The sequence below is a fragment of the Kitasatospora sp. MAP5-34 genome (assembly GCF_029894335.1).
GTDB lineage: Bacteria > Actinomycetota > Actinomycetes > Streptomycetales > Streptomycetaceae > Kitasatospora.
The window spans coordinates 96,514-108,143 of record NZ_JARXZC010000025.1 but is presented as its reverse complement, the minus strand read 5'-3'; the positions used below and the strand labels follow the sequence as shown (position 1 = coordinate 108,143).

11 protein-coding genes and 1 rRNA gene are annotated in these 11,630 nt (G+C 70.6%); 2 read left to right on the top strand and 10 right to left on the bottom strand.

The genetic code is table 11. The features are described from left to right. Positions 1-90, bottom strand: a 16S ribosomal RNA gene (locus tag P3T29_RS20850); the annotation flags it as partial. 597 nt (positions 91-687) lie between these two features. Then, complete coding sequence (gene tyrS / locus P3T29_RS20845; RefSeq protein ID WP_280718052.1) at positions 688-1,953, bottom strand: tyrosine--tRNA ligase; 1,266 nt, start codon at positions 1,951-1,953, stop codon at positions 688-690. Between the two features lie 253 nt (positions 1,954-2,206). Here tyrS and P3T29_RS20840 point away from each other — a divergent pair, with 253 nt between their 5' ends. Next, complete coding sequence (locus P3T29_RS20840) at positions 2,207-2,716, top strand: HNH endonuclease (RefSeq protein WP_280718051.1); 510 nt, start codon at positions 2,207-2,209, stop codon at positions 2,714-2,716. Positions 2,717-2,825: 109 nt separating this feature from the next. Here the strand turns inward: P3T29_RS20840 and P3T29_RS20835 are convergent, their stop codons facing one another. The 6 genes from P3T29_RS20835 to P3T29_RS20810 all read right to left on the bottom strand — a co-directional run bounded on the left by P3T29_RS20835 (position 2,826) and on the right by P3T29_RS20810 (position 8,605). Beyond that, a complete protein-coding gene (locus P3T29_RS20835) occupies positions 2,826-4,775 on the bottom strand; it encodes a PQQ-binding-like beta-propeller repeat protein (RefSeq protein ID WP_280718050.1) in 1,950 nt (649 codons plus the stop codon). Positions 4,776-4,862: 87 nt separating this feature from the next. Beyond that, positions 4,863-5,162, bottom strand: a complete 300-nt coding sequence (locus P3T29_RS20830) for a 4a-hydroxytetrahydrobiopterin dehydratase (RefSeq protein WP_280718049.1) — start codon at positions 5,160-5,162, stop codon at positions 4,863-4,865. A 106-nt stretch (positions 5,163-5,268) separates the two neighbouring features. Further along, positions 5,269-6,030: a sulfite exporter TauE/SafE family protein gene (locus P3T29_RS20825; RefSeq protein ID WP_280718048.1), complete on the bottom strand. Its 762-nt coding sequence runs from the start codon at positions 6,028-6,030 to the stop codon at positions 5,269-5,271. Between the two features lie 146 nt (positions 6,031-6,176). After that, on the bottom strand, positions 6,177-7,223 hold the full coding sequence (locus P3T29_RS20820; RefSeq protein ID WP_280718047.1) for an SPFH domain-containing protein: 1,047 nt from the start codon (positions 7,221-7,223) through the stop codon (positions 6,177-6,179). Between the two features lie 47 nt (positions 7,224-7,270). After that, positions 7,271-7,693, bottom strand: a complete 423-nt coding sequence (locus tag P3T29_RS20815; RefSeq protein ID WP_280718046.1) for an NfeD family protein — start codon at positions 7,691-7,693, stop codon at positions 7,271-7,273. 120 nt (positions 7,694-7,813) lie between these two features. Then, the gene (locus P3T29_RS20810; protein WP_280718045.1) at positions 7,814-8,605 is read right to left on the bottom strand and encodes an ABC transporter ATP-binding protein; all 792 of its coding nucleotides are present in this window, start codon (positions 8,603-8,605) and stop codon (positions 7,814-7,816) included. 199 nt (positions 8,606-8,804) lie between these two features. Here P3T29_RS20810 and P3T29_RS20805 point away from each other — a divergent pair, with 199 nt between their 5' ends. Further along, complete coding sequence (locus P3T29_RS20805) at positions 8,805-9,605, top strand: hypothetical protein (RefSeq protein WP_280718044.1); 801 nt, start codon at positions 8,805-8,807, stop codon at positions 9,603-9,605. A gap of 88 nt (positions 9,606-9,693) precedes the next feature. On the opposite strand, the gene P3T29_RS20800 is transcribed toward P3T29_RS20805, so the two are convergent. Both P3T29_RS20800 and P3T29_RS20795 read right to left on the bottom strand, forming a co-directional pair. Then, positions 9,694-10,332: a response regulator transcription factor gene (locus tag P3T29_RS20800; protein WP_280718060.1), complete on the bottom strand. Its 639-nt coding sequence runs from the start codon at positions 10,330-10,332 to the stop codon at positions 9,694-9,696. Position 10,333: 1 nt separating this feature from the next. Further along, on the bottom strand, positions 10,334-11,482 hold the full coding sequence (locus P3T29_RS20795; protein ID WP_280718043.1) for a GAF domain-containing sensor histidine kinase: 1,149 nt from the start codon (positions 11,480-11,482) through the stop codon (positions 10,334-10,336). Positions 11,483-11,630: the final 148 nt, after the last annotated feature.

Sequence of the window (11,630 nt, the reverse complement as noted above, 5' to 3'; positions counted from 1 at the left end):
CTAATCCACCCGAAGGCTTCATCGTTCGACTTGCATGTGTTAAGCACGCCGCCAGCGTTCGTCCTGAGCCAGGATCAAACTCTCCGTGAATGTCTGCTCGTAATCGAGCCACACCCGCGTTGAGCGGCACGACAACCTCCGGAATAGGGAGGTCCCGTGCACTGCGTCCTCGCTGTGTTTTTACTACTAAAGGAATCTCCAACCCCGATCAGTGATCGAGGCCGGGGATGTCAACATATCTGGCGTTGACTTTTGGCACGCTGTTGAGTTCTCAAGGAACGGACGCTTCCTTCAAGCCGCTCTCGCAAGCTCTCCGGGCGCTTCGTTCGTGTTTCCAGCTTAGCAGATTATTTCCACTCCGTTTTCCGGAGTTTCATTTATCTGATTTACTTGTGCCTTTCGGCGCTCCCCGACTCTATCAGAGTTATTTGCTCCGCTTTTCCCTCTCGAAGTGAATCGAAAGAGCGCGCGAGTAATCACTCGTCGGTTTAAGGGATCCGCCTGTGATCTCGGCCGGTCGGGGCCGGCCGAGTGGCTGTCCCGTCTGCCCGTCCGAATCAGGCGACTCGGACTACATTAGGCCAACCACAGGTGTCCGTCAAACACCGAGGGGCCGGATCTGTCCAGATCCGGCCCCTCTCACCCGAAGCCCCAGCTCACCCGGGGCTCGGTTTCAGCCAGTCGGCCTCAGGCCGACACCAGCTCGACTGCCGCCAGGTTGCGCTTGCCCCGGCGCAACACCAGCCAGCGGCCGTGCAGCAGGTCCGACTCGGCCGGCGCGGCCTCTTCGTCGGTGACCTTGGTGTTGTTGAGGTAGGCGCCACCCTCCTTCACCGTGCGGCGGGCGGCCGAGCGGCTCGGGGCGAGGCCGGTCTCGACCAGGAGGTCGACCACCGTGAGGAGCTCGGTAACCGTTGCCTTCGGGACCTCTGTGAGGGCGGCGGCGAGGGTCGCGGGCTCCAGTTCGGCCAGGTCGCCCTGGCCGAAGAGGGCCTTGGAGGCGGCGACCGCACGCTCGTACTGGTCGGCGCCGTGGACCATCGTGGTGAGTTCCTCGGCCAGGGCGCGCTGGGCCAGGCGGGCGGCGGGGCGCTCGGTGGTCTCGCGCTCCAGCTCCTCGATCTCCTCGTGCGAGCGGAAGGAGAAGATGCGGAGGAAGTTCGAGACGTCCCGGTCGTCCGCGTTCAGCCAGAACTGGTAGAAGGCGTACGGCGTGGTGAGTTCCGGATCCAGCCAGATGGTGCCGGACTCGGTCTTGCCGAACTTGGTGCCGTCCGCCTTGACGATCAGCGGGGTGGCGAGCGAGTGGACGGACTTGCCCTCGGCCTTACGGATGAGGTCGCCACCCGCCGTGAGGTTGCCCCACTGGTCGCTGCCGCCGGTCTGCAGGGTGCAGTTGTAGCGCCGGTTCAGCTCCAGGTAGTCCATGCCCTGGAGGATCTGGTAGCTGAACTCGGTGTAGCTGATGCCCGCGTCGGAGTTGAGCCGTCGGGCGACGGCCTCCTTGGCGATCATGTTGTTGACCCGGAAGTACTTGCCGATGTCGCGCAGCAGGCCGATAGCCGACATCCCCGACGTCCAGTCCAGGTTGTTGACCATACGGGCCGCGAACTCCCCCTCGAAGTCGAGGAACTTGGAGATCTGGCCGCGCAGACGGTCGACCCAGGCGGCCACCGTCTCGGGGTCGTTGAGGACGCGCTCGGCGGTCGGCTTGGGGTCGCCGATCAGGCCGGTGGCTCCGCCGACCAGGCCGAGCGGGAGGTTTCCGGCCAGCTGGATGCGGCGCATGGTGAGGATCTGCACCAGGTTGCCGAGGTGCAGGCTCGGGGCTGTCGGGTCGAAGCCGCAATAGAACGTGACCGGGCCGTCCGCGAACGCCTTGCGCAGTGCGTCCTCGTCGGTGGACAGGGCGATCAGCCCTCGCCACCGCAGCTCGTCGACGATGTCCGTCACGGTCACGCTTCTCCTTCGATCGGGCGCCGGGCGAGTGTGCGGGCCCGGTCCATCGGGCCGCTCGCCTGGGGCGGCTCCAGCGTTCTAGAGACTACGCGGTCCTGGCCAGCGAGTTTCAGGGCAGGCCAGTCAGAGCGCGGAAATTCCGTTGTTCGCGGGGCCGGTACCGGTTCACAGTGGAGCGACCCGCCACAGGGCGGCAGACGGGACGGCTGGGCCGTCGGGCACAGCCGCTCAGGGAGGTGTGGCCGGGATGCGCAACACGCTGGTACTGAACGCGAGCTACGAGCCTCTGACCACGGTGTCGCTCCAGCGCGCCGTCGTCCTCGTACTGCAGGACAAGGCCGTGGTCGAGCACGCCCATCCGCTGCGGATGGTGCGCGGTACCGGCGTCGCCGTGCCCGTACCCCGGGTGATCAGACTTCAGCGGTACGTGAGAGTGCCGTTCCGACAACGGGCGCCGTGGTCGCGCCGGGGGGTTCTGGTCCGCGACCAGCACCTCTGCGCGTACTGCGGGCGGCGGGCCACCACCGTGGATCACGTGCAGCCGAGGTCGCGCGGTGGTTCCGACAGCTGGCTGAACACCGTGGCGGCCTGCGCGGAGGACAACCAACGCAAGGCCGACCGGACGCCGGAGCAGGCCGGGATGCGGCTGCTCCGTAGACCGTTCGAGCCGACTCCGGGGGCCACGCTGATGCTGGCCCTCGGCCTGCGGGGCAGCGAGCTGAGCGAGCTCGCCGCGTGGTTGCCTGCGGCAGCGTAAGGGCTGCGCGGGGGCTGCGCGAGGTGGGAGGGGGCGGGTCGTTGCCTTCCGTTTCGCGCAGTTCCCCGCGCCCCTGGGATGCCCGATTCTGATCGGTGCGCCTGCTGGGCTAGCTCTTGGCCTCGAAGGCGGTGGAGATGCCGAAGTTGGCCGAGTGCTCGGGTAGCACGATGAACTTGCCGCCGCCGGCCAGGACCCGGCCGGAGGTGAGCAGGGAGCCGGTGCCCTGTGGGTAGGAGCCGCCCGCGCTCTCCTGGCCGCCGGTGACCGCGAAGCGGCTGAGGTGGGCCGGCTGGTCCAGGCGTTCGTCCACGGCGAGCACCAGGGCGCCCCCGTCGAAGCCGACGGCGCGGGTCTTGCCCTTCTCGGTGGGCGTGGTCTTCCAGAGCGCCTTGCCGGTGGTCAGGTCGTAGGCGGTGACCGCCGGAGTGCTGCCGTCGGCCGGGGTCAGGGTGGTCACCATGGCGTGGTCCTGGAAGAACACATTGGGGACGGCATCGAAGGTGCCCCGGGCGGCGTCGAGCCGGCCGGTGTCCGTGGAGACGGGGATCTCGGCGGCCGGGTCTCCAGTGGTGCCCCAGGCGAAGATCCGGTCGTCGGTGGGCTTGTCGCCCGTGGTGAGGACGGCGGCGGGCTCGGCGGAGAGCACGGTGACGGTCTTCGGCTGGTTGTTGAGGCCGCGCCACCACTTGACCTTGCCGTCAGCGGTGTTGAGCGCGACCGCCTGGTCGACGGGTGCACTGTCGGCGCAACTGCTGTGCAGCAGGACGGTGCTGCCGCTCGCGCTGCCCGACAGGCTGCAGAACTTGCCCTGCCCGGCGTACTGCCAGGCGTCCTGGCCGTCGGCGGCGGCCCAGGCCGACACCTTGTCGTCGCCGACCGCGACGACCTTGTCGCCCGCGACGGCGACGTGCGCGGCGTAGTTGTTCTGGGCCGTGGAGAGGGACTTCGTCCAGAGCGTCTTGCCGGTCTTGGTGTCGACGGCGACGAGCTGGCTGCACGGGCTGTTCGGATCCGCCTGGGGGCGGAACAGGACGGCGCCCAGGCCGGTGGCACCCACCGTGGGTGAGAGTCCGCAGGCGGCGGCGCCCTGGTTCGGGGGAGCCACCGTCCAGGTCGGCTTGCCGTCGGCCAGGGCGTAGGCGTGTACACCGCTGCTGTCGGCCCGGACCACGGCGTCGCTGAGCAGCCAGCTGCCGACCAGGGTGTCGTCGGCACCGGCCGCAGCTGCGGCGGGCTGGGCGGACCAGGCCTTGGCGTGGGCGACGGCGAAGCCGGGGGCCGGTGCGCCGGAGTCACCGGCGGCAGTGCCGGTACTGCCGCCACCGCTGCTGCCCGTGGCCAGGAAGCCTGCGGTGACCAGCACCACGAGGGCGGCGGTCCCGGCCCCGGCGCGGATCGCGAGGGCGCGCTTGCTGGGGGCGTGCTCCGCCGAGATCACCGCGTCGGCGGCGGCCTTGGCCCGTTCGACGAGCGAGAGCCGGCCGGTGGACTCGGCGGGCGGCTGCTCCTCGGCCTCGGAGAAGTCGTCGGAGAAGTCGCCGGACGGGTCTCCGGTACGGGCCGCTGCGGCAAAGGGGGTGGCAGCGAACGGTTCCGTGCTGAACGACTCCGTACTGAACGGCTCGGTAGCGAACGGCTCGGCGGCCGGCTCCGTGAACGACGCCTGATCCATGACCCCGGTGGGCTGGTCCGACCCGTAGCTGCCGTAGTAGCCGTCGGCGCCGGGCGGGGCGTAGAGCTGCTGCTCGGTACCCGCGTACGGCGCGTAGCCGTTGCCCGCGTCACCAACGGGCGGCTGCTGCTCGTACCCGGCGTACCCGGTCGCGGGCGCGGTCGGGTAGTAGCCCTCGGGGGCGTGCTGCTGCGGGAGTTCGGACGGCCAGGGCTCGGCGCCCGGTGTGCCCCAGCCCTGCTGGTCGGCACCCGGGTACGGCTGCTGCTGGTATCCGCCGCCCCACTGGTCCCCCACCGGCTCCTGCTGCGGTGGGTACCAGGGCTGCTGGTAGTCGTACCCGGCGGGCTCCTGCCCGGCCGTACCGGAGTGCTCCTGAGCCATGCGTTCCGTCCGTCCAGACTGCTTGCTACAAGCTGTCAGCATCTCACGACGGACGGACCGACTGGTCGGAACCGGACCGACCGGCGCTCAGCCGGTGGTGCGCAGGGCCTCGTCGATGTGTGCGGCGAGGGTGAGGTCGAGGCTGGTCAGGCCGCCCGCGCTGTGGGTGGAGAGGACGAACCGGAGGGTGCGCCAGCGGATGTCGATGTCGGGGTGGTGGTCGAGCTGTTCGGCCTTCTCGGCGATGGCGTCGACCACCCGGATCGCGGTCGGGAAGCTCGCCGTCTCGGCGGTACGGGTGAGCGAGTCGCCCACCCGGGCCCAGTCGGGCAGGGCCGCCAGGCCCGCCGTGATCTCGTCCTCGGTCAGACGGGTTCTGCTGCTCACGGTTGTTCTCTCCTCAGGAGAAGGGACGCTCCGACGAGCATAGGAAGACCCCGGACCATGAGCGGCGCCGACACCTCGCGACGGGCCGGAAGTTCGTCAGCCGTAGTCAGGCGATGAGCAGTCTGGTGACGGCGACCAGCCCGATCACCACGATCAGCCCGCGCAGGGCGGTCGGCGGGAGCCGCCGGCCGACCTTGGCGCCGAGTTGCCCGCCGAGCACCGAGCCGACGGCGATCAGCAGGACGGCCGTCCAGTCGATGGACGAGGCGAAGAGGAAGAAGATCGCGGCGACGGCATTGACGATCAGGGCCAGCGCGTTCTTCGCCGCGTTGATGCGCAGCATGCTGTCCTGCAGCAACATGCCCATGATGGCGATCAGCAGGACGCCCTGGGCCGCGCCGAAGTAGCCGCCGTAGACGCCGGCCAGGAAGACCCCGCCGAGCAGGACCGGGCCGGCCTCCGGGGCGCCGTCCTCGTCCCGTCGGCGAGCCGCCATCGCGCGTGCCACCCGGGGCTGGATCACCACCAGGACGAGGGCGAGCAGGATCAGCACGGGGACGATCGAGTCGAAGGCCTTGCTGGGCAGTCTGATGAGCAGATAGGCGCCGAGCAGGCCACCGAGGAGCGAGGCGGTGCCCAGGCGGCGGAGTCTGCGGCCCTGGCCGACGAGTTCGCGGCGGTAGCCGACGGTGGCGCTGATCGAGCCGGGGACCAGCCCGAGCGTGTTGGAGACGTTGGCGGTGACCGGCGGCAGGCCGAAGGCGAGTAGGACGGGGAAGGTGATCAGGGTGCCCGAGCCGACGACCGCGTTTATCGTCCCCGCCCCGACACCGGCCGCCAGAACGGCGAGCCCCTCCCACAACGTCATGTGCGTGTCCCTCCAGCGGTGCTGTCAGGCACGATCATGCAGCAGCCTGCGGCGCGGCGGATAGGGCATTCCGGTATCCGGTACACGGAGGCAGCCGAGCAGCAGGGACGGGCAGAGCCGCGTCCCTGCTGCGGCTGACGTCGTTACTACTCGGGGTCGATCGTCGGGTACTCGCGGTTCGGCTCGACGCGCGGGCGGGCGGTGCCCTTCTCGGTGTTCAGCGGGCGGGGACCGGCGGTGTGGTTGCCCTTGTCCAGCGGGACCTGGGTCGAGGGCGGCGCGACCGGGGCGGCCGGAGCCGCGCCGTTGCCGCCGAAGCCGCCGTTCATGCCGCCGAACGCGCCACCGAGGCCCTTGAGGGCGTCGCCGACCTCGCTCGGGATGATCCAGAGCTTGTTCGAGTCGCCCTTGGCCAGCTCGGGCAGGGTCTGCAGGTACTGGTAGGCGAGCAGCTTCTGGTCGGCGTCGCCGTCGTGGATGGCCTCGAAGACCGTACGGATGGCGGCCGCCTCGCCGTCGGCGCGCAGCACCGCCGCCTGGGCCTCACCCTCGGCGCGCAGCACGTCCGCCTGCTTCTCACCCTCGGCGCGCAGGATCGCGGCCTGCCGGGCGCCCTCGGCGGTGAGGATCGCGGCGCGCTTGTCACGGTCGGCGCGCATCTGCTTCTCCATCGAGTCCTGGATGGAGGTCGGCGGCTCGATCGCCTTGAGCTCGACCCGGTTGACCCGGATACCCCACTTGCCGGTGGCCTCGTCCAGGACGCCGCGCAGACCGGCGTTGATGACCTCACGGGAGGTCAGGGTCGACTCCAGGTCCATCGAGCCGATGATGTTGCGGAGCGTGGTGACGGTGAGCTGCTCGATCGCCTGGATGTAGCTGGCGACCTCGTACGTCGCGGCGCGCGGGTCGGTGACCTGGTAGTAGATGACGGTGTCGATGTTGACCACCAGGTTGTCCTGGGTGATCACCGGCTGCGGCGGGAAGGGCACGACCTGCTCGCGCAGGTCGATCCGGTTGCGCACGTTGTCGATGAACGGGACCACGATGTTCAGGCCCGCGCTGAGCGTGCGGGTGTAACGGCCGAAACGCTCGACGATCGCGGCACTGGCCTGTGGGATCACCTGGATCGTCTTGATCAATGCGATGAAGGCCACCACGACCAGGACGACCAGCACGATAAGGACGGGTTCCACGGACTTCTCCCCTGAAAGACCTTGAACAGAACGGAACTGAACGGACCCTAGACCACCAGGGCGGTCGCGCCCTGGATCTCGACGACGTCGACGTGCTCCCCCGGCTCGTAAACGCTGCCGGGGTGGAGCGCTCGGGCCGACCAGATCTCGCCGTTCAGCTTGATCCGCCCGCCCTCCCCGTCGACCCGCTCCTTCACCAACGCGGTGGCGCCGGTGAGCGCTTCGATGCCCATCTTGACGCCCGGACCCCGCCGGATCTGCCGGTAGGCGATCGGGCGGGCGAACGCCAACATGGCTACCGAGACTCCCACGAACACCACGAACTGCAGCACCGCCCCCGCGCCCAACACTGCGGCGAGAGCGGTGACACCGGCCCCGATGGCGAACATGGCGAACTCCGGCAGCGCCGTGAACACCAACGGAACGCCCAGAGCAACGGCGACGAGCAGCCACCAGATCCAGCTATCCACGGGACCATCCTAGGGAGGGGAGGACTCTCCCGGCTGAAAGTTCCCGCAGGTGACCGGACGAAACCGGCCGTCCGTGCGAGCAGCCCGAGTTCAGCCATCCTCCAGACGCTCTGAGGCGGATCAGCCCAGCGGGAGGCCCTGCGCGGACCAGCGGTCGCCGTGGCGCTCGAGGGTGAGCGGCAGGCCGAAGCAGAGCGAGAGGTTGCGGGCGGTCAGCTCGGTGTCGATCGGGCCGGCGGTCAGCACCTTGCCCTGACGGATCATCAGCACGTGGGTGAAGCCGGGGGCGATCTCCTCGACGTGGTGCGTCACCATCGCCATCGCCGGGGCGTACGCGTCCTGGGCCAGTGCGCCGAGGCGGCGGACCAGGTCCTCGCGGCCGCCGAGGTCGAGACCGGCGGCGGGCTCGTCCAGCAGCAGTAGCTCGGGGTCGGTCATCAGGGCGCGGGCGATCAGGGTGCGCTTGCGCTCGCCCTCGGAGAGGGTGCCGAACTTGCGGGTCGTGTAGTCGGCCATGCCGAGCCGGTCGAGCAGGACAAGGGCCCGCTGCTCGTCGGTGGTCTCGTACTGCTCGCGCCAGCTGGCGGTCATCCCGTACGCGGCGGTGAGCACGCTCTGCAGCACGGTCTGGTCGGCGGGCAACTTGTCGATCATGGAGGCGCCGGCCAGGCCGATCCGCTGGCGCAGCTCGAAGACGTCGACCGAGCCGAGCTTCTCGCCGAGGATCGCGGCCTGGCCGGTGCTCGGGAAGAGGTAGGTGGAGGCGACCTGCAGCAGGGTCGTCTTGCCGGCGCCGTTGGGGCCCAGGATCACCCAGCGCTCGCCCTCCGAGATCGACCAGGAGACCTGGTCGACAAGCGCGCGGCCCTCCCGGACCACGGATACGTCCACCAGCTCCAGCACGTCGCTCATGCCTACGCCTTCCCCAATGCAGAATTCGGCCGTCCGAGGGCCTGCGCGCGGGTCCTCGGGTGCGGTCCACTCGTTCGACTAGTCGGTGCGGGCGGGCAGCATACTCCGGCTGCCCGGTAAGGCTGGGAGGGGTGCGCCGCTCGCAGCACAGGGCAAACCTACGCCACCTGGGTAGCCGGTCATTCCGTAGGCTGGCCCGATGCTCGCTACTCCCGCTGACAATCCGTACGAAGAGCCCCGCTCCGGGCGGCTCACCGCATGGGGCAACGCCCTGCTGGGCGGCTTCGCGCCGCCGGACAACGCCGCAGCGGCCGTGCTGGGCGACGACGAGACGCACCGGGTGACCGGGCTGCCGGGCGATCCGGCGGGAGAGTTGCACGGGCTCACCTGGGCGCTCGGGCGGCTGCGGGTGTTGGGCGTCACAGGGCTGCGGCTCGCCCTGCCGTCGGCCGGGCATCCGATCGGGCTGACCGGGCCGGCCGAGTTCAACACCCGCGCGATGGCCGCCGGGGAGGCGGTGCTCGCGCTCGGGCTGCCGCTCGGGCTGGTACCGGAGGTCGAGGTGTTCGGCCCGGCCGGGGACCAGGCGGTGACGGTGCTGTGGCGCTGCTCGGTGGTCAACGACAGCCCGCCGGCCGACGTCCCGTCACTGCACGAGGCCGAGCGCGAGCTCGCGGACGGGCTGCGGGAGACCACCCTGCTGCTGACGAAGCTCGACGTCGCGGGCGCCGGGCCCGAAGCGCTGCGGGCCCTCGAGGCGTACCGTCGGCGCGGCCACGCGGAGCTGCTGGCGCCCGGGTACCCGCCGCGCGCGGTGCGGGTGCTGGAGTCCGCGCGGCAGATCTCGGCGCTGCTGTCGATCGCGCTGAGCGGGCACGGCGCGGCGGTCAGCGCCTCGGAGATGACGGCGCGGCGGGAAGCGCTGGCGCCCCTTCAGCGGGTCGCCCGCCGGGCGCAGGTGGCGGCGTACAACTCCCTGCCCGACGAACAGCGACGGTAACCGCAGGGGGCGCGGGGAGCTGTGCGACCAGGGCGCAACGTATCTGCATGGTTGAGCGCGCAGTTCCCCGCGCCCCTGAAAAAACCTGTCAGGCCTCGCCGTTGCGGACGGCCCAGAGGGCGGCCTGGGTGCGGTCGGAGAGGTCGAGCTTCATCAGGATGTTGGAGACGTGGGTCTTGACCGTCTTCTCGGAGAGGTGGAGGCTGCGGGCGATCTCGCGGTTGGAGCGGCCGTCGGCGATGTGGCCGAGCACCTCGCGCTCACGCTCCGTCAGGGTGCCGCCCCGGCCCTGCGGGGCGCGGGGGGAGTCCTCGGAGAGGAGGGCCTCGGCGAGTTCGGGCTGCAGCAGGACGTGGCCGGCGTGGACGGAGCGGATCGCCCCGGCGAGGGCCTCCGGGTCGACGTCCTTGTAGACGTAACCGGCGGCGCCGGCCCGCAGTGCGGGGACCATGGTGCGGTGCTCGGTGAAGCTGGTGACGATCAGGATGCGGGCCGCGCTGCCCTGCTCCTTGAGCAGCTTGAGGGCCTCGATGCCGTCGACACCGGGCATCTTCAGGTCCATCAGGACGACGTCGGGCAGCAGCTCCTGGGCCCGGGCGACGCCCTCGGCACCGTCGGCGGCCTCGCCGACCACCTCGATGTCGTCCTGGACCTCCAGGAAGGTGCGCAGGCCGCGCCGAACCACCTGGTGGTCGTCCACCAGCAGCACGCGGATCGGTGACGTCAGGTCAGGCACCTGGGACCTCCAGCTCGATGACGGTCCCCTTGCCCGGGGCCGATTCCAGGGACAGTCTGCCGCCCACCGCCGCCGCCCGGTCACGCATCGACACCAGGCCGAGGTGCCGGCCCGCGCGGCGGACGGAGTCCGGGTCGAAGCCGCGCCCGTCGTCGGCGACCCGCAGGACGGCGCCCCTGGCGGGTGTCCCGCTCAGCGTGATGTCGACGTTGGCCGCCCCGGAGTGCCGCAGCGCGTTGTGCAGCGCCTCCTGGGCGACCCGCAGCACCGCCGCCTCCTGAGCCGGCGGCAGGGTCCGGACACCCTGGGTGGCGAAGCGCACGACGGCCGAGTGCGCCCGGTCGAGCACCTGCACCTGGGACGCCAGGGTCGCCACCAACCCGTCCTCGTCCAGCGCGGCGGGGCGCAGCTCGACCACCACGGTCCGCAGCTCGTCGGCCGCCTCGGCGGCCAGCCGGGCGACCTCGGCGAGTTCGGCACGGGCCCGGGCCGGGTCGCGGTCGACCAGCTTGGCGGCGGCCTTGGCGGTCAGGCGCAGCGAGAAGAGCTTCTGGGAGACCGCGTCGTGCAGGTCGTGGGCGATCCGGGCACGTTCGCCGGCCAGGGTGAGCTCCCGGCTGCGCTCGTAGAGGCGGGCGTTGCCGAGGGCGAGGGCGGCGTGGGCGGCGAGGATCCGGAGCAGTTCCTCGTCGTGGGCGGTGAAGCCGCCCTCCTTGTTGGCCAGGAACACGGCTCCGAGGATCTCGGTGCCGTCGATGATCGGCATCCCGAGGAAGTCCTTCATGTCGGGATGCGCCTCGGGCCAGCCCTCGAAGGCGGGGGCCTGCCGGACGTCGGCCAGCCGGGTGGGCGTCAGTTCGTGCAGCATGGTGGCGAGGACGCCGTGCTGGCGGGGCAGCGGGCCGATCGCCTTCCACTGCTCGTCGGTCACGCCGTCCACCACGAACTGGGCGAACCCGCCGTGGTCGTCGGGCACCCCGAGGGCGGCGTACTCGGCACCGAGCAGGCTGCGGGCGGAGGCGGTGATCCGCCGCAGCACCTCCCGTACCTCCAGGTGCCGGCTCATCTCCAGCACCGCCGCACTGACGGCCTCGATCCCGCTCAGGGACGGGTCGCAGCGGGGAACTCCATCGGTCGGCATGCCCTCACGCTACCGTCGCCCCCACCGCCCTGACCTCCGTCCCCCGCAGGTCCGGACGTACGTCGGTGGACCTAGGCAGATGGGGCAACCGCAACAGGGGCGCGGGGCCCCTTTTGATTGACTGCGCGCGCGACCAGCCCACGACGCA